At 63.4% G+C, this 18,496-nt stretch carries 12 protein-coding genes; 10 read left to right on the plus strand and 2 right to left on the minus strand.

Features of this window, described 5'->3' with window-relative positions; all coding sequences use genetic code 11:
• The first annotated feature begins 97 nt into the window (after positions 1 to 97).
• The 4 genes from AC1DIX_RS01735 (at position 98) to AC1DIX_RS01750 (ending at position 5,429) form a co-directional block, all read left to right on the plus strand.
• The gene (locus AC1DIX_RS01735) at positions 98 to 1,903 is read left to right on the plus strand and encodes a type I secretion system permease/ATPase (protein WP_477321516.1); all 1,806 of its coding nucleotides are present in this window, start codon (positions 98 to 100) and stop codon (positions 1,901 to 1,903) included.
• Positions 1,903 to 3,273, plus strand: a complete 1,371-nt coding sequence (locus AC1DIX_RS01740) for an HlyD family type I secretion periplasmic adaptor subunit (protein WP_477321518.1) — start codon at positions 1,903 to 1,905, stop codon at positions 3,271 to 3,273. The genes AC1DIX_RS01735 and AC1DIX_RS01740 overlap by 1 nt, the downstream gene beginning before the upstream one ends.
• Positions 3,274 to 3,275: 2 nt before the next feature.
• Positions 3,276 to 4,634: a TolC family outer membrane protein gene (locus tag AC1DIX_RS01745; protein ID WP_477321520.1), complete on the plus strand. Its 1,359-nt coding sequence runs from the start codon at positions 3,276 to 3,278 to the stop codon at positions 4,632 to 4,634.
• 222 nt (positions 4,635 to 4,856) lie between these two features.
• On the plus strand, positions 4,857 to 5,429 hold the full coding sequence (locus AC1DIX_RS01750; RefSeq protein WP_477321522.1) for a DUF4214 domain-containing protein: 573 nt from the start codon (positions 4,857 to 4,859) through the stop codon (positions 5,427 to 5,429).
• A gap of 95 nt (positions 5,430 to 5,524) precedes the next feature.
• Here the strand turns inward: AC1DIX_RS01750 and AC1DIX_RS01755 are convergent, their stop codons facing one another.
• On the minus strand, positions 5,525 to 6,376 hold the full coding sequence (locus tag AC1DIX_RS01755) for a sulfurtransferase (protein WP_477321524.1): 852 nt from the start codon (positions 6,374 to 6,376) through the stop codon (positions 5,525 to 5,527).
• Between the two features lie 222 nt (positions 6,377 to 6,598).
• Here AC1DIX_RS01755 and dnaE point away from each other — a divergent pair, with 222 nt between their 5' ends.
• From dnaE to waaF, 6 genes are all read left to right on the plus strand, one after another.
• Positions 6,599 to 10,093: a DNA polymerase III subunit alpha gene (gene dnaE, locus AC1DIX_RS01760; RefSeq protein WP_477321526.1), complete on the plus strand. Its 3,495-nt coding sequence runs from the start codon at positions 6,599 to 6,601 to the stop codon at positions 10,091 to 10,093.
• A gap of 176 nt (positions 10,094 to 10,269) precedes the next feature.
• On the plus strand, positions 10,270 to 11,823 hold the full coding sequence (locus tag AC1DIX_RS01765; RefSeq protein WP_477321528.1) for a methyl-accepting chemotaxis protein: 1,554 nt from the start codon (positions 10,270 to 10,272) through the stop codon (positions 11,821 to 11,823).
• A 118-nt stretch (positions 11,824 to 11,941) separates the two neighbouring features.
• Positions 11,942 to 13,228 carry an O-antigen ligase family protein gene (locus AC1DIX_RS01770; protein ID WP_477321530.1) on the plus strand — a complete coding sequence of 429 codons (1,287 nt, stop codon included), beginning with the start codon at positions 11,942 to 11,944 and terminating at the stop codon, positions 13,226 to 13,228.
• Complete coding sequence (locus AC1DIX_RS01775; RefSeq protein WP_477321532.1) at positions 13,228 to 14,262, plus strand: glycosyltransferase family 9 protein; 1,035 nt, start codon at positions 13,228 to 13,230, stop codon at positions 14,260 to 14,262. The genes AC1DIX_RS01770 and AC1DIX_RS01775 overlap by 1 nt, the downstream gene beginning before the upstream one ends.
• 213 nt (positions 14,263 to 14,475) lie before the next feature.
• Positions 14,476 to 16,206 (plus strand): lipid A export permease/ATP-binding protein MsbA, encoded by a 1,731-nt coding sequence (gene msbA / locus AC1DIX_RS01780; protein WP_477321534.1) that lies wholly within the window; start codon positions 14,476 to 14,478, stop codon positions 16,204 to 16,206.
• Entirely contained in the window at positions 16,203 to 17,240 is a 1,038-nt protein-coding gene (waaF, locus tag AC1DIX_RS01785; RefSeq protein WP_477321536.1) for a lipopolysaccharide heptosyltransferase II, read from the plus strand. Before msbA ends, waaF begins: the two co-directional genes overlap by 4 nt.
• Before the next feature lie 219 nt (positions 17,241 to 17,459).
• Here waaF and AC1DIX_RS01790 read toward each other — a convergent pair whose 3' ends face one another.
• Positions 17,460 to 18,404, minus strand: coding sequence for a VirK/YbjX family protein (locus tag AC1DIX_RS01790; RefSeq protein ID WP_477321538.1), 945 nt, complete (start codon positions 18,402 to 18,404; stop codon positions 17,460 to 17,462).
• Positions 18,405 to 18,496: the final 92 nt, after the last annotated feature.

An 18,496-nucleotide genomic window follows, 5' to 3' on the forward strand; every position in this document is an offset into this window, starting at 1 on the left:
CCAAGAATCCAAGGGAATTTTGCATTTTGGGTGATAATGTCCCGTCTGCCGATGATGGTGAATTTAGTCGACAGGCGCCTTTTGACGACAGCCTAAAATGATCAATAAACCATCCGAATCCCAAGACGAGATCAAGACCGCTCTGCGGGGCTTCAAAAGTACGTTCGTGACTGTCGGCACTTTCAGTGCCGTCACAAACCTGCTGGCGCTGGTGCCCTCCCTGTACATGCTGCAAGTCTATGACCGTGTGCTGGCGAGCCGCAATGAGATCACGCTGTTGATGCTGACCTTGATGATGCTCGGCGCCTACGTGTTCATGTCCGCGCTCGAAATGATGCGCAGTTTCGTGTTGGTGCGCGTCGGCGCCAGGTTCGATATGTTGCTCAACAAGCGCGTCTATACCGCCGCCTTCGAGCAGAACCTCAAGAAGGCGGGCGGCAATGCGGGCCAGGCCTTGAATGACCTGACCAACCTGCGCCAGTTTTTGACCGGCAACGCCCTGTTCGCGTTCTTCGACGCGCCGTGGTTCCCGTTCTACCTGATCGTCATTTTCTTCTTCGAACCCTGGCTGGGCGTATTCGCCCTGTGCGGCACCGCCGTCCTGATAGCACTGGCCGTCATCAACGAAAAGGTGTCGCACGCGCCGCTCAGCGAGGCCAATGCCATGGCGATCGCCGCCAGCACCCTGGCGACCAACAACCTGCGCAACGCCGAAGTCATCGAATCGATGGGCATGCTGCCGAATCTGATGGGCCGCTGGTTCAAGCTGCACAGCCGCTTCCTGAATCTGCAGGCCGAAGCCAGCCAGAAAGCCGGCATCGTCGGCGCGATCACGAAGTTCGTGCAGGTTTCGCTGCAGTCGCTGGTGCTCGGTTTCGGCGCTTTGCTGGCCGTCGAGGGCAAGATCACCCCGGGCATGATGATCGCCGCCTCGATCCTGGTCGGCCGCGCGCTGGCGCCGGTGCAGCAGGTGATCGCGGTGTGGAAGTCGTGGGCGAGCACCCGCAGCGCCTACGAGCGCCTGACCGCGTTATTGTCCGCAAACCCGGAGCGCAGCGCCGGCATGGAGCTGCCGAAGCCGCAAGGCATCCTGACCGTGGAAGGCGTCACCGCCGCGCCGCCGGGCAGCAATCAGGCCGTGGTCAAGGGTATGTCCTTCGGTATCGCCCCCGGCGATGCGCTGGGCGTGATCGGACCGTCCGGGTCCGGCAAATCGACGCTGGCGCGGCTGCTGGTGGGCGTGTGGCCGGCCATGATGGGCAAAGTGCGCCTGGATGGCGCCGACATCCATGCCTGGAACAAGGGCGAGCTTGGCCCGAGCATCGGCTACTTGCCGCAGGATATCGAACTGTTCGGCGGTACCGTCAGCGACAACATCGCACGCTTCGGCGAACTGGACGCCGAAAAAGTGGTCGAGGCGGCCAAGCGCGCCGGCGTCCACGACATGATCCTGCACTTGCCCAAGGGTTACGACACCCCGCTGGGCGACGGCGGCGCCGGGCTTTCCGGCGGCCAGAAACAGCGCCTGGGCCTGGCCCGCGCAATGTACGGGGACCCGGCCCTGATCGTGCTGGACGAGCCGAACTCGAACCTCGACGAGGTGGGTGAGCAGGCACTGGTGCAGGCCGTTCTCGACCTGCGCCGCCGCGGCAAGACCATCGTGCTCATCACGCACCGGAACAGCATTATCGGCGTCACCAACAAGCTTCTGCTGCTGCGCGATGGCGCCGCCCAGATGTTCGGGCCGACCAATCAGGTACTGGCCGCACTGCAGGAAGCAACACAGAAGGCGATGGCGCAGCAGCAGGCCGTACAACAGTCTCAGGCCCAAGCTCAAGCGCAGGCCCAGGCTCAGGCTCAGGCCGCTGCGGCCGCCGCAACGACCGAACAAGGAAGCAAGTAATGAAGCTCGTCCAATCGAAGGATACGCAGAAGAGCGGCGCTACCGAAGTCATCAGCCATGACCTTGCTCCGTTGACCGTCAATACCGATGCCCGTGTCTTTGCGCGCATCGGCTGGCTGATCGTGCTGTTGGGTGTGGCCGGCTTCCTGGTCTGGGCCTCGTTCGCGCCGCTCGACAAGGGCGTGCCGATGTCCGGCACCGTGGCGGCGGAATCGAACCGCAAGGCGGTGCAGCACCAGACCGGCGGCACCATCCAGGAAATCCTCGTCAAGGACGGCGACGTGGTGAAAGCCGGTCAGGTGCTGGTGCGCATGAATGCCGTCAACGCGCAAGCCGGGCTCGACATGACCGAAGCCCAGTACCTGAGCGCGCGCGCCACCGAGGCGCGCCTGATCGCCGAGCGTGACGGCTTGAAGAGCATCCGTTTTCCGGAGGAGCTGACCAAGCGCGGCAGCGATCCGAAAGTGGCCGAGATGATGACGCTGCAGACCCAGCTGCTGGCCTCGCGCCGGGCGTCGTTGCAGAACGAACTGGGCGGGGTGGACGAAAACATCGCCGGCCTGAAGGTCCAGATCCAGGGGCTGCAGGAATCGCGCGACAGCAAGAAGGCCCAGGTCGCCATCCTGAAGGAGCAGCTCGAGGGCATGCGCGACCTGGCCAGGGAAGGCTATGTGGCCCGCAACCGCCTGTTGGAGCTGGAGCGTACTTATGCCCAGTTGCAAGGAGCGATTTCGGAAGATATTGGCAACATCGGCCGGGCACAGCGCCAGGTCATGGAGCTGACCCTGCGCAAGGCGCAGCGTACCCAGGACTACCAAAAAGAAGTCCGTACCGCGCTGGCCGAAACCCAGAAAGAAGCGGAAGCCCAGGGCGCGCGCATGAGCACCCAGCAGTTCGAATTGGCAAACGTGGACGTCAAGGCGCCGGTCAGCGGCACCGTGGTCGGCCTGGCGGTGTTCACCAACGGCGGCGTGGTGCCGGCCGGCTTCAAGATGATGGACATCGTGCCGTCCGGCGACCCATTGATCGTCGAGGGCCAGTTGCCGGTCAACCTGGTCGACAAGGTGCATGAGGGCCTGCCGACCGAGCTGATTTTCTCGGCCTTTAACACCAACCGCACCCCGCACATCCCGGGCGTGGTGGAGACGGTATCCGCCGACCGCGCCGTCGACGAGCGCACCGGTGCCGCGTTCTACCGCGTGCGCGTGAAGGTGTCGCCGAAAGGCGCGAAGATGATCGACCGGCACAAGATGGACATCCGTCCCGGCATGCCGGTGGAACTGTTCGTCAAGACCGGTGAGCGCACCATGATGAGCTACCTGCTCAAACCGGTGTTCGACCGGGCCCATTCGTCGATGAGCGAGGATTGATCATGGCGAAGGCTATTCAAGGTGCCAGCGCGCTGCGCCGGACAGTCCTCGCCATGGCGGCCGTCGTGCTGGCCGCCGCATCCGGCGGTGCCGGCGCGGTCAGCCTGCAGCAGGCCTATGAAGCGGCGCTGAAGAACGACCCGGCCTACCGGATGAATTTCTGGGAAAGCGAGGCGGCCAAGGAAAGTGCGGTGCTGGGGCGTTCAGGCCTGCTGCCCCAGGTGTCGGCCAGTTTTTCCGGGAGCCGCAACAACGCCGATTTGACTTACCTGACCCCGCTTGGCGAAACGCCGCCTACCCATCCGCATTACATCAGCCGCTCGACCGTCGTCCAGGTCCGCCAGCCTATCCTGAGTCTGGACGCAATCGCGCGCTACCGCCAGGGCAAAGTGCAGGCCGCGCAGGGCGCCAGGCAGTTCGAGGCGAATACCAATGACGTCATCATCCGCGTCATCAGCGCCTACGCCGACGCGCTGTTTGCCGAAGACCAAGTCGAGCTGTCCCAGGTCCAGCGCAACGTGTATGCCGAGCAGCAGAAGGTCAACCAGCGCCTGTTCGAGAAAGGCGAGGGTACCCGGACCGACATGATCGAGACCCAGGCCCGCCTGGACCTCGCCGAGGCCCAGCTGATCGAGGCGCAGGACAACGCCACCGCCGCGCGCAATACCCTGGCGGGGGTGATCGGCATGGAACCGGGCACGCTGGACAAGCTCGGCCCGGATTTCCACTTCGCGAGCTTGCCCCTGAAGGGCTTCGAGGAATGGCGGCAGAGCGCCATCGCCAACAATCCGGAACTGGCCGCGGCGCGCCTGGTGGTCGAGAATCAAAGGCTGGACATCCAGCGTCAGAAAGCAGGGCATTACCCGCGCGTCGACTTCGTGGCGGCATACAGTAAAGGCGATGCCGAGTCCCTCAACACTTACAACCAGAATACGGTCAACCGGACCGTCGGTGTACAGGTGAACATTCCGATCTATCAGGGCGGCGCCGTCAATGCCGCGACGCGCCAGTCGGCCGCGGGCTACGAACGCGCCAAGGCCGACCTCGACGTGCGAAGCAACCGCATCCTGGTCGAGATGCGCAAGTCCTACGATCAAGTGCAGAACAGCATCGCCAAGATCGCTGCGCTCGAGAAGGCGGTGGAATCCGGCAAGCTCTTGATGACTGCCACCGAGCAGAGCATCAAGGGCGGGGTGCGCATCAACCTCGACCTGCTGAACGCCCAGCAGCAGCTGTACACCAGCCAGCGCGACCTGGCGCAGGCACGCTACAACTACCTGATCAACCTGGTGCGCCTGCGCGCCGCGGCAGGCATGCTCGACGAGAGCGCCGTGCGCGAGGTCGCAGCCTACTTCCGCTGAACCGCGACAGATTCCGGACCCACGTAAAACCCGCCAATCGCCGGGGGCTTTTATATTGTTTGAAACTTTAATAATTTAACAATTTAGAGTCGGAAATGTAAGTGATTACTTCCGTCGAGAAATAGTGTTTATCGGAATGTGATAGAGCACTGTTGTGTGCGATGCGCGCCTTATTTTTTTAGTCATGTAGAATAAATTTACATTTTCGAAAAGGAGGCTGCGATGGCAGACAATGTCACTGCGATACAAAAACTGTACGTCGAATATTTCGGGCGCCCAGCCGATCCCGAAGGCCTGAAGTTCTGGGTCGATGCCATGAATATCAATCCCAATGTGCTGACGCAAATCTCGAAGGACTTTGCCGCATCCGCGGAATACCAGACCAATTACGGCGGCATGGGCAACCAGGCCGTCGTGGAAAAGGTATACGAGAACACCTTCGGCCGACAGGGTGACGCGGAGGGCATCAAGTTCTGGACCGACGCGCTCAACTGGGGCTGGATTACGGTCGACAACGTGGTGATGAAGATGGTGGCAGATGCGCAGTCAGCGGACGCCCTGGTGTTCAACGGACGTGTCGCGGTCGCAACCGAGTTCACCAAGCATATCGATACGCAGGCCGAGATCGCTGCGTACCTGAATCCGAAAGCATTCGACATCGCCCACGGCCTGATCGGCTCGATCCATGATCTCCAGAGCGCCGCCGCGGCACGCGACCCCGGTGTGATCGATGACACAATTGCCCAGATCGTTGGCTCGGCCCAAGGTGTCGATGCACCGCACATCGTGGTGTAATTTGGCGCTGCGCGCCGTGCGGTGCATGACGCATCCACGGTGAAAAGGACCAGATGACGCTCCCGCTGACTGACCGCAGCCGGGAGCGTTTGTGTTCAGAGGCCTGCCGCCTTGGTAGCGCAATGCGGGCAGGACACGCCCAAGACATATTCCGGCGCCAATTGCTGGCGCGGCGTGACCACCGCGCGGCAGGCGAAGCATTGGGCGGTCTCGGTCGGCTCCAGCTTCGGATTCAGGGCGGTACGGTAGTCGAACACGAAACAATCGCCCGTGTAATGGTCGCCGCCGACTTCCTCGAAATACTTCAGGATGCCGCCGTCGAGCTGGTAGACACGGTCGTATCCGATGTTCTGCATGTGAATTGCGGCTTTTTCGCAACGGATGCCGCCGGTGCAGAAGGTCACCACGGTCTTGCCCTGCAGTTCATCCTTGTGCTTCGCCACGACGTCCGGGAACTCGCTGAACTTGTCGATACGGTAGTCGAGCGTATTGTCGAAGGTGCCGACATCGACTTCGAAGGCGTTACGCGTTTCCATCATCACGACCGGCACGCCATCGTCATCGTGGCCCTGATCGAGCCAGCGCTTGAGCGTCTTCGGATCGACCGACGGGGCGCGGCCCAGCTCTGGCTTGATGAGCGGCATTCGCATGGTGATGATTTCCTTCTTGATCCGCACCAGCATGCGGCGGTGTGACTGCTCCGCCGACAGGCTTTCCTTCCATTCCAGGTCGGCCAGGCGCGGGTCGCTGCGCACCCAGTCCAGGTAGCGGTCGATGTGTTCCCGGGTGCCGGACACGAACATGTTGATGCCTTCCGGCGTCAGCAGCACCGTGCCCTTGAGCCCGAGCTCATTGCACAGCGCCTGGTATTGCGGGCGCAGCTCTTCCAGGTTGTCGAGGGAGACGAATTTGTAGGCGGCGATGTTAACGTAGGGGGTCGGTTGCATAAGTGCTGTTGGATCAGTGCTTTAGCCCGATATTATAAGCTTCCGAGGCTCAGTTGGCTCATGATCGTCGCCCCCCTGCAATTCCGGATTGTCGTCCCCGCCACTCCCAATCGTCGTCCCCGCGAAGGCGGGAATCCAAGTTTGTTGGTAATTTCGCCACGCCCGTTCCTATATGCAATCCCAGCGCTCCCGCCCATCGTCCCGTCGCGTTAAAATGATGGGATGACTGCCCCGACTTTTACCCACCTGCGCGTACACTCCGAATACTCGATCGTCGACGGCCTGGTCCGCATCGACGACCTGGTGGCTGCGGCCGTGAAGGACCAGCAGCCGGCGCTGGCGGTGACCGACCTGGCCAACGCCTTCGCCCTGGTCCGCTTCTACAAGGCCGCGCGCGGCAAGGGCCTCAAGCCCATCGTCGGGGTCGACGCCTGGATCACCAACGACGAGAACCGCGACAAGCCCTTCCGCCTGCTGATCCTCTGCAAGAACAAGACCGGCTACCTGCAGCTGTGCGAGCTGCTGTCCAAGGCCTGGCTCACCAACCAGTACAAGGGCAGGGCGGAAATCCGCGTCGAGTGGCTGGAAGCGCTGGCGACGTCGGTATCGACCCTGGAGCCGGACGTGCCGCAGTCGAACGCCCTGATCGTCCTGTCGGGCGGCCCCTTCGGCGACGTCGCCCAGGCCATCGACAACGGCGACATCGAGAAGGCCGAGGCCTGCGCACAGCGCTGGGCGCGCATCTTCCCGGGCCATTTCTACGTCGAGATCCAGCGTGCCGGCCAGCCCAACCAGGAGCAGCAGGTGCGCCACTCGGTGGCGCTGGCCGGCCGCCTCGGGCTGCCGGTGGTGGCGACCCACCCGGTGCAGTTCATCAAGAAGGAAGAATTCATCGCCCACGAAGCGCGCGTCTGTATCGCGGAAGGCGAGATGCTGGCCAACGCCAAGCGCGTGCGCCGCTTCAACGAGAACATGTGCTTCAAGTCCCAGGACGAGATGGCCGAGCTGTTCAAGGATTTGCCGGGCGCGCTCGCCAATTCCGTCGAAATCGCCAAGCGCTGCAATGTTACGCTCACGCTGGGCAAGCCGCAGCTGCCGAACTTCCCGACCCCGGGCATGACCATCGACGAGTTTCTCATCGCCGAGACCAGGAAGGGACTGGAGGAACGCCTGGTCCAGCTGTTCCCGGATCCGGAGCAGCGCGAAAAGGAACGCCCGCGCTACGAAGCGCGCCTGGAGTTCGAGAACAACACCATCATCAAGATGAAGTTCCCGGGCTACTTCCTGATCGTGGCGGAGTTCATCCAGTGGGGCAAGAACAACGGCGTGCCGATCGGCCCGGGCCGCGGTTCCGGCGCGGGCTCGCTGGTCGCTTACGCCCTCAAGATCACCGACCTCGATCCGCTGAAATACAACCTGCTGTTCGAGCGCTTCCTGAACCCGGAACGCGTCTCGATGCCCGACTTCGACATCGACTTTTGCCAGGAAAAGCGAGAGCTGGTGATCCAGCACGTGAAGGACCTGTACGGCCGCGACGCGGTCTCGCAGATTGCCACCTTCGGTACCATGGCGGCCAAGGGCGCGATCCGCGACGTCGGCCGTGTGATGGACTTCGGCTATACCTTCTGCGATGGCATCTCCAAGCTGATTCCGTTCAAGCCGGGCAAGCCGGTCTCGATCGCCGAGGCGATCGAAGAAGAGCCGATGCTCAAGGAACGCCTCGAGAACGAAGAGGAAGTGAAGCAGCTGCTCGACCTTGCCCAGCAGGTCGAGGGCATCACCCGTAACATCGGCATGCACGCCGGCGGCGTGCTGATCGCCCCCGGCAAGCTGACCGACTTCTGCCCGCTGTACACCCAGGGTGGCGACGCCGGCGTGGTCTCGCAGTACGACAAGGACGACGTCGAAGCCGCCGGCCTGGTGAAGTTCGACTTCCTGGGCCTGACCACCCTGACCATCCTCGACCGCGCCGTGAACTACATCCGCGCGCTCGATCCGCAGGACGCCGGCTTCAACCTGGAATCGCTGCCGCTGACCGACCGGCCTTCGTACAAGCTGCTGACGGAGGCGAAGACCGTCGCCGTGTTCCAGCTTGAATCGCGCGGCATGCAGGGCATGCTGAAGGATGCGCGTCCCGACCGCTTCGAGGACATCATTGCGCTGGTGGCGCTCTACCGTCCGGGCCCGATGGACCTGATCCCGGACTTCTGCAAACGAAAACACGGCGAGAAGTTCGACTATCCGGACCCGCGCACCGAGTCCATCCTGTCCGAGACCTACGGCATCATGGTCTACCAGGAGCAGGTGATGCAGATGGCGCAGATCGTCGGCGGCTACTCGCTGGGCGGTGCGGACATGCTGCGCCGTGCGATGGGCAAGAAGAAGGCCGAGGAGATGGCGGAGCACCGCGAAATCTTCCGCGCCGGCGCCGCCAAGGACGGCCTGTCGACCGAGAAGGCCGACGAGATCTTCGACCTGATGGAGAAGTTCGCGGGCTACGGCTTCAACAAGTCGCACGCCGCCGCCTATGCGCTGCTGTCGTATCACACGGCGTATTTGAAGGTCCACCACACCGCCGCGTTCATGGCAGCCAACATGTCGCTGGCCATGGAAGACACGGACAAGATCAAGATCCTGGTCGAGGATTCGATCGACGTCTGCAAGCTGACCATCCTGCCGCCGGACGTCAACGAATCGCAGTTCCGCTTCACGCCGGAAGGCCCGCCGCGCTCCGTCACCGGCAAGCAGGTGTCGAACATCCGCTACGGCCTGGGCGGCGTGAAGGGCGCCGGCCAGGGCGCGATCGAAGCCATCATCGCGGCGCGCAAGGACGGCGGCAAGTTCAAGGACCTGTTCGACTTCTGCCTGCGCGTGGACCGCAAGCAGATCAACCGCCGCACCATCGAATCCCTGATCCGCGCCGGCGCCATGGACTGCTTCGGCGTCGACCGCGCGGTGCTGCTGGCTTCCGTCGGCTTCGCGATGGAAGCGGCCGGCCAGGCGGCTGCGGCGGCGAACCAGGTCAGCCTGTTCGGCGGCATTGACTCCGACCTGGTCGCTCCACCGGAGTATGTGAAGGCCACGCCCTGGACCGACCGGCAGAAGCTGTCGGAAGAGAAGACCGCGCTCGGCTACTACCTGTCGGGCCACATGTTCGACTCCTACCAGCAGGAAGTGCGGCGCTTCGCCAAGACCAAGCTGAAGGACCTGGAGCCGTCGCGCGATCCGCGCATGCTGTGCGGCGTGATCACCGGCGTGCGCACCCAGCTGACCCAGCGCGGCAAGATCCTGATCGTCACCCTGGACGACAAGACCTCGGTGGTCGAAGTCACGATCTACAACGAGCTGTTCGAGGCCAACAAGAACATCTTCCGCGAAGACGAATTCCTGCTGGTGGTCGGCAAGGTCTCGGAAGACCGCTTCAACGGCGGCCTGCGCATCACCGCCGAGAAGGCCTTCGGTATCGCCGAGGCGCGCATCCAGTACGGCCACAAGCTGGAGATGGAGGTCGCCTGCACGATCAGCCCGGCCAAGCTGGCCGAGATCCTGCAGCCCTACCGCCAGCACGACGGCCTGCCGGTCAGCCTGCGCGTGTCGCCGCAGGGCATTCCCTGCGTGGTGCAGCTGGGCGACGGCTGGCGGGTGGCGCCGTCGGACGAGTTGAAGTATGCGCTCGAGCTGCAGCTGGGGGCGAAAGAGGTGGCGGTCGAGTATTAATACAGTGCGCGTGGGCACGGTGCGCATCGATAACCTGGGTGGGCACCGTGCCCACGCGCGACAACGTTCGGCTTAGATACTGAACAAAAAAATATCTTCCATATTTAATTTCTTGCCATCGAGTTTCAGCACGGTTTTGGCGATAGTGTCCCAGGGCAACTTATCGTATCATCACCATGAAACTCTCCTTCCGACAGAAACTCTTCCTTCCCCTGCTGCTGAGCCTGCTTTGCCTGCTCGCGGTATTCGTCCTCGACTCCCTGCACAACCGCGAAGTCCGCCTCGACGAGCGCAAGACCCAGCTCGCCAATGCCGGCCAGATGGCGGCGTCGATCGCCAAGGAATACGGCGCGCTGGCGGCCAGCCATGCGCTGACGATTGAGGAAGCGAAGAAGCAGGCGCTGGCCCGCATCAAGGCGCTGCGCTACGGCGAGTCCGGCTACCTGGTCGTGTTCGACGGCGAGCAGGTGCTGATGCATCCGATCAAGGCCGAGATGGTCGGCTCGAAGAGCAGCGCCACCCGCGACCCGGAAGGCCGCCAGGTCTTCCTGGACGCCATCGCCGCCGCCAACGCGTCGAAGGACGGCGGCGGCTTTACCAGCTACCTGTGGGCCAAGCCGGGTGCGCAGAAGCCGGTGCCGAAGCTGACCTACACCCTGGCCTATCGACCCTGGGGCTGGAACATCATGACCGGCCTGTACATCGACGACCTCGACCAGGCCTTCTACCGGAATCTGGGCGAATCGGCGATCTGGCTGACGCTCATCGGCGCGGCCTTGGGCGTGGTGGTCGTGCTCCTGACCCGCAAGATCGAAGCCTCGCTGGGCGGCGATCCGGGCTATGCGGTCGAGGTGGCGCGGCGCATCGCCGGCGGCGACCTCGGCGCGGAAGTGATCGTGCGCGAAGGCGACCGCGACAGCCTGATGGCGGCCATGAAAGCCATGCGCGACGCCCTCGCCGGCATCGTGACCCAGGTGCGCAGCGGCACCGACCTGATCGCGACGGCCTCGAGCCAGATCGCCAGCGGCAACCTGGACCTGTCGAGCCGCACCGAGGAGCAGGCCAGCTCGCTGGAAGAGACAGCGGCCTCGATGGAGGAGCTGACCAGCACCGTCAAACAGAGCGCCGAGAACGCGCGCCAGGCCAGCCAGCTGRCCGAATCGGCCGCCGGTGTGGCCGACCGCGGCGGCGAGGTGGTGGCGCGCGTGGTCGACACCATGGAAGCGATCAAAACGTCGTCCAACAAGATCGTCGACATCATCGGCGTCATCGACGGCATCGCTTTCCAGACCAATATCCTGGCGCTGAACGCGGCGGTCGAGGCGGCGCGCGCGGGCGAGCAGGGCAGGGGCTTCGCGGTGGTGGCGGGCGAGGTGCGCAACCTGGCCCAGCGTTCGGCCCAGGCGGCCAAGGAAATCAAGGAACTGATCGGCGACTCGGTCGAGAAGGTCGGCGACGGCGCCAGGCTGGTGCTGGATGCCGGCGCCACGATGCAGGAGATCGTCGCCAGCGTGAACCGCGTCAGCAGCATGATCGGCGCGATCAGCAGCGCCACCCGGGAGCAGGGCACGGGCATCGATCACATCAACCAGGCGATCGCCCAGATGGACCAGGTGACCCAGCAGAATGCCTCGCTGGTGGAGGAAGCGGCGGCGGCGTCGGAAGCGATGCAGGAGCAGGCGGCGAAGCTGGCGCGGACGGTCAGTGTGTTCCGGGTGGCGGCAACGTAGTCCTGCGCCGGGATGCTCGAGCTGCAGTCATGGCACAGGATTGCGTTTCTGTGTGCTAATAAGCTTTCTCTTATAATGACAACCCTCAAGTGTCCCGGCTGCAGTGCTGTATTGCCTTATGAAACTAGCCAAAGTTCAAACCCGACAATGCCCAGTCGATGGCGTTCAGGTCCTGGCATCCGCATTGGCATTTCTGTTGCCTTTCATGAGCCTGGTTGTAGAGGGGGGCGTACATATTGGCCAGGTCGCGGTCCTGCTCATGGCGATATGGCTGCTGAATAAGGGATTGCCCGACTTCTATTCGCGCAACTGGGGTGCGATCCGCTGGACCATCGCCGGCTTCGCCGGGTACTTCCTGATCTCTCTGGCAAGACTTTTGTACTTCCACCAGGCGCTGCACACGCTGGACGGGCCATTGCGCCTGTTGCTTGCGTTGAGTTGCATCGGTGTCATCGCTTGTCTCAAGCCGGATGTCAGATGGTTCTGGCTGGGCTTGTGCAGCGGTACGATTGGCGCAGCCATCCTCGCGCTGGTACAGCGCTTCGCCTTCGGTATCGAGCGTGTCGAGGGGTTTACCCACCATCCAATCACATTCGGCGACCTGGCCGTAGCGATGGGGGCGATGTCCTTATGTGCGCTTACGGCGTTGCGTCAGACCAGGTTCGCCTTGCTGCCCATTGTCGCCCTGTTTGCCGGTGTGGCCGTGGCTGTGTTATCGGAGTCGCGCGGCGCCTGGCTGGGTTTCCTGCTCGTATTGCCGCCACTACTTAAATTCGGCGGCAAAATGCACGGCCGGGTGCTCTGGTACAGCGCCGGAATCGTGCTGCTTGCTTGCGTTGGTGCTTATTTCGTCCCTTCGATTGGCATTGCGCGGCGCGTGGCCGAAGCCGTCTCGGAGGTCAACCAGTATTTCACCGTGCAAAACGCCGGTACCAACGTCGGTGTCCGGCTGGAATTATGGAAAGCATCGCTGATGATGATTGCCGAACATCCATGGCTGGGTGTCGGACGCGATGCCTTCCACGCTACCCTGCAAGCCATGGCAGCACAGGGGCGACTGCAGCACAGTACCGCGCTTGAGTTCAGCAGCAGTCATAATGATGTGCTGAATACCCTGGCCACGGGCGGCATTCTCGATCTCAGTTTTTTGTTGCTGATGTACGTTGGGCCATTAATATTTTTCTGGAAGGTACTGAAGAATAGCAGTGGCGAGCGGGCCGCGCTCGGCCTGACCGGCGTGGTGCTGGTGGTTTGTTTCATCGGATTTGGCCTGACCGATGTGATGTTCTGGCTGATGATTACAAAGGTCTTCTATGCGTTGATGGTGTGCACAATCATGGGATTTTGTCTGGCGACATCGACCCACGTGCCTGCGGCATCGGCGCCTACCGACTCGCCCCGATAATGGCTCCTTCCTCCGTCCATTTTCAGCGTATTCTCATCTGCCGCACCGATAATATTGGTGACGTCGTGCTCACTTTGCCTCTGGTCGGGTATCTGAAATGCCGGTTTCCGGATGTCCAGATCGACATGTTGTGCCGCCCGTACGCCGCACCTGTGGTACGCCATTGCCGCTTCGTCGATCATGTGATTGCACCGGAGGCAGAGGATGATCTGCTGGAGGTACTGGCGCAAGGCGATTACGATACCGTGATTTTTGCGTTTCCAGACCGCAGGCTGGCGCGTGCGGCGAAACAGGCCCGTGTCCATAATCGGGTCGGAACCAGCCATCGGCTGTTCCATTTATTTACCTGCAATAAGCTGGCGTATTTCAGCCGTGCCAGGTCGGCTCTGCACGAGGCACAACTGAATTTTGCTCTCCTGCGTCCCTTGGGTATGGATGTCCGCCCGTCGCTGCAAGAGCTGCCGCCATACTACGGCTTATCCGCACCGCGGAACCAGGCGGTGCTTGCATTGCGTGAGCGTGAAGGCTGCTATTTCATCCTGCATCCCAAGTCGAACAACAACGGACGCGAATGGCCGCTCGCTCATTACACGCACCTGGCGCGCGATCTCGTGGCGCATTCCCATATCCATTTTTGGGTCACGGGAAGCGCCGGGGAAGGACAGCTGTTGGAGGAGCAGGCGGCTGAACTGCTGGCATTGCCGAACGTTATCAACTTGTGCGGAAAGTTCGACCTCGACGGGCTCACGGCGCTGATTGGGGCGTCCGACGGTTTGGTCGCGAGTGGTACCGGACCGCTCCACATCGCTGCCGCGCTCGGACGTCCCACGCTGGGCCTGTTCCCGCCGCTGAGACCGATTGATCCGGCACGTTGGGGCGCCTTGGGGACGCAAGCACGTAATCTGTCCAGGCCGCAGGCATGTGCGGGATGCCCCGGTTCCGACGATTGTGCCTGCATGCGGGCCCTTGCGCCGGACATGGTCCGTCAAGTCTTGCTGGAATGGTCCGGGCAGGTCAACAGGGACGACACGTAGCGCTGGTCCTCAGCTACCGCTCATGCGAAAATAGTGTTTTAGCTAGAAGAGTTCGCACGGCTTCCTTTCGGTCTGACACGGTGTAATCCATCAGGTAACTGGCATCGAGTAAAGTCAGTCTTCGTCCTTCGGCTTCTCCAAGCAAATTGGACAATGTGCGAGCCTGGTGGCTGTTCCTTCGACGGGACCACCAGAAGAATTCTATGAAATCAAGTGGATACCATTAATATCGTCAAGCGCCTCTGGGCAATCGTCAAACCATACCGCTCGCGCGCCTTCGGCTCACTACTGGCGATGGCGTTGACCGCGGCTACCCAGCCCCTGCTTGGCAAGGCGCTCGAGTTGCTGATGGACAAGGGCTTCAAGAACAAGGTCGACTTCAGCTTGTGGTGGATTCCCGGCGTGCTGGTCTCGATTTTCGTCCTGCGCGGCATCGGCACCTTCGCCACCGCTTACTACAACAACTGGGTGCTGAGCCGGGTCCTGAACGACCTGCGCGCCCAGGCCTTCGAAAGGCTGCTGCGCCTGCCGGTGGCGCGCTTCCACGAAGAGTCGACCGGCAAGGTGATCAACACCGTCGTCAACGACGTGCGCCAGGTGATCGACATGATCCAGTCGGTGTTCGTGGCCTTCGTGCGCGACACCCTGGTAGTGATCGGCCTGCTGGCGGCGCTGCTCTACCTGAACTGGAAGCTGACCCTGGTGGCGCTGGTCGTGGTACCGCTGACCGCCGTGATCGTGCGCACCACCAGCAAGCGCCTGCGCCACCTGAACCGCGAAAACCAGCGCGTCACCGGCGAGATGACCCAGGTGGTCGACGAAGCAGCGCGCGGCCACCAGGTGATCCGCGTGTTCTCCGGCGAGCGCTACGAAAGCCGCCGCTTCTACCGGCGCAGCGAAGCCCTGCGCGGCTTCTCGCAGCGCATGACGGTGGCCTTCGCCGCCACCACCCCGGTGACCCAGATCGCGACCTCGCTGGCGCTGTCGCTGGTGGTGGTGCTGGCCCTGCGCGCCAACATGACGGTGGGCGAGTTCACCAACTTCGTGACCATGATGCTGATGCTGCTGACGCCGCTGAAGGCGCTGGCCGAGGTCAACGGTCCGATGCAGCGCGGGATCGCCGCCGCCGAAACCGTGTTCGAGCTGATCGACGCGCCGATCGAGCACGACCCGGGCACGCAGGTGCTGGGCCGCGCACAGGGCCACGTACGCTTCGAGCGCGTGGGATTCCGCTACCCGAACACCCAGGCGCAGGCGCTGGACGGCGTGTCGCTGGACGTGAAGCCCGGCCAGACCGTGGCCCTGGTCGGCATGTCGGGCGGCGGCAAGTCCACCTTCGTCAACTTGGTGGCGCGCTTCTACGAACCGCAGTCGGGCCGTATCCTGCTGGATGGCACCCCCTACCAGGACATCACCCTGCCCAGCCTGCGCGCCCAGCTCGCCCTGGTCGGCCAGAACGTGGTGTTGTTCGACGACACCCTGAAGGCCAACATCGCCTACGGCGCCGAGCAGGTCGACTATGCGCGGCTGGCGGCGGCGATCAAGGCGGCCCACCTCGACGACGTGGTGGCGCGCCTGCCGGACGGCGTCGAGACCATGATCGGCGAGAACGGCATGCGCCTGTCCGGCGGCCAGCGCCAGCGCGTGGCGATCGCGCGCGCCATCTACAAGGATGCGCCGATCCTGATCCTCGACGAGGCGACGTCGGCGCTCGACAACGAATCGGAACGCGCCGTGCAGGCCGCGCTCGATACCTTGATGGCCGGCCGCACCACCTTCGTGGTCGCGCACCGCCTGTCGACCATCGAGCGCGCCGACCTGATCGTGGTGATGGAGCAGGGCCGCATCGTCGAACAGGGCACCCACGACGAGCTGCTGGCGCTGGGCCGCGCCTACGCCAACCTGTACCGGCTGCAGTTCACGACCCCGGCGGAAGCGACATGAACGGCCAGGAGCGCACCCTCGTCATCTCGCCGAACTGGATCGGCGACGCCGTGATGGCCCAGCCCCTGCTGCGCCTGCTCAAGCAGGCCCACCCGGAGCGCGCCATCGACGTGCTGGCGCCGCCGCAGGTGGTGCCGGTGTGGCGCCGCATCCAGGAAGCCGACCAGATCATGGAGACGCCGTTCCGGCACCGCGCCCTGCAGCTGGGCGAGCGCCTGAAGACGGCGCGGCAGCTGCGCAAGCGCGGCTACCGCGACGCCTATGTGCTGCCGAACACCCTGAAATATGCCTTGATCCCCTGGCTCGCGCGGATTCCGCAACGGGTCGGCTACAAGGGAGAGATGCGCTACGGGATGGTCAACGTGATGCACCACGACGACAGCCCGCCGCGCTCGATGGTGCCGTTCTACGCGGCGCTGGCGCGCGAGCCCGAGCTGCCGCTGCCGGGCCAGCTGGCGCGGCCCTCGCTGATCGTGGCCGGCGAAGAAACCGAGACCGTCGCCCGGCGCCTCGGCATCGACCTGCAGCGCCCGCTGGTGGCCTTCGCCCCGGGCGCGGAATTCGGCATCGCCAAGCGCTGGCCGCCGGCCCACTATGGCGAGCTGGCGGCGCGCGTGGCGGACACGGTGCCGGGCGTGCAGGTGGCGCTGCTCGGATCGCCGAACGACCAGGAAGCCTGCGCCCAGGTCCTGGCCAGGGCCGGCGCCGCATCCAGCCTCATCCTCAACCTGGCCGGCCAGACCTCGCTGGACGACGCCATCGCCCTGCTGGCGCAGGTGCGCGCGGTGGTCTCCAACGACTCGGGCCTGCTGCACATCGCCTCGGCCCTGAACCGCCCGGTGGTGGCGCTGTACGGCTCGACCGATCCGGACTACGCGCCGCCGCTGTCGGAAATCGCACGCACCGTCTCCCTGCGCCTGGAATGCTCGCCCTGCCGCAAGCGCGAATGCCCGCTGGGGCATCACGACTGCATGAACAAGATGAGCGTGGATCGCGTCTGGAGCGAACTGGCCCCCATCCTGACCCGCACCTGAAAAATTCGGGGTCAGAGCACTTTTTAAAAATTCGGGGTCAGAGCACTTTTTTTGGCAAAAGCCCTCGGGCAATCGCCAAGCACTACCTTTGCAGACCGCAGCGTCGGCATCGCCCGGAAGGGAGCGCCTTCGGGCCCTCGGCCGGAGCAAAAGGTTTATCTGGGGCCATTGCTCAAAAAAGTGCTCTGACCCCGAATTTGATGACCCCGAATTTGATGGTCAGCTGCGGGCGCGCAGGTTGAGGCAGACGCCTTCGGCGAGGCCGCACAGCAGTTCGTGGCGCTTTCTTGCTTCCGAGCGCTTCTTCGACGGGATGTTTTCCAGGTCCGGCGCCGCTATCGGGGCGCAGTCCAGTTCGTAGTCGCCGCTGGCGTTCCTGACGGCGCCCATCTCTTCCCACAGCAGGTCGTAATCCGCCAGCACGCGGCCGAGGCGGATCGCCGTGTAGATCACACGGTTGCGGTTCGAGACCAGGTGCAGGCGCTCGCAGCCGTATTCGAAGCCGAGCTGGCGCACCAGGCTCACCATCAACTGCTTGGGGCGGAGGCCGTGCAGGTCGCGGGTGGCCAGGCGGATCGCTTCGCGGGCGTCGTCAAGCTTGCCGCCCTGGACGCAGCCGATGCTCATGGCCGGACGGCCCGCGCGCGGAGCGATCGTGAAGGCCACCGTGTAGATCACCTTGCCGTCCTGGGCCAGTTGCATGACCAATTCGCCTTCGCGGTCGAACATGTTCACCGTGCGCAGCTGGATCTCGTAGGGCAGGCCGCTCTTGCCTTCGGCAGCCGCCAGCACCACCGGCCCGATGCTGGCGCGCGCCACCGTCTGTCCGAGGCCGAGGCGGAAGATGAACTGGTAGTGGGCCTGGATCGCCGCCAGCCTTTCCCCGGCCGTCAGGGCCTGGCTGTTATACGGGCGGTAGACCTTGTACAGGAAGCGCGGGCAGTTGCGCACGTATTCCGAGAAGGCCGGATGGGAATTCAGCAGGCGCAGCCAGGCCGGGGTCTGCAGCGGATGCAGCAGGGCGCGCACGCGGATCTTGATCCGCTCGCGCAGCAGCGGCAGGCGCGACAGGTGGGAAGGAACCGCCGAGTCCAGGGTGACGGACGGCGTGGCGGCGGCGATGAGCCGTTCGGCCCAGCCCCGTTCTTCACGATAAAGCTTCATTCCGGGCTCCCTGCGCTGGCAAGGGGAAAAGAGATCGATAAGACAAGGCAGGCGGACATGGCTGTGAACACGGAATCGCGTAACGTAACGCT

The organism is Massilia sp. 05N420 (genome assembly GCF_056397205.1).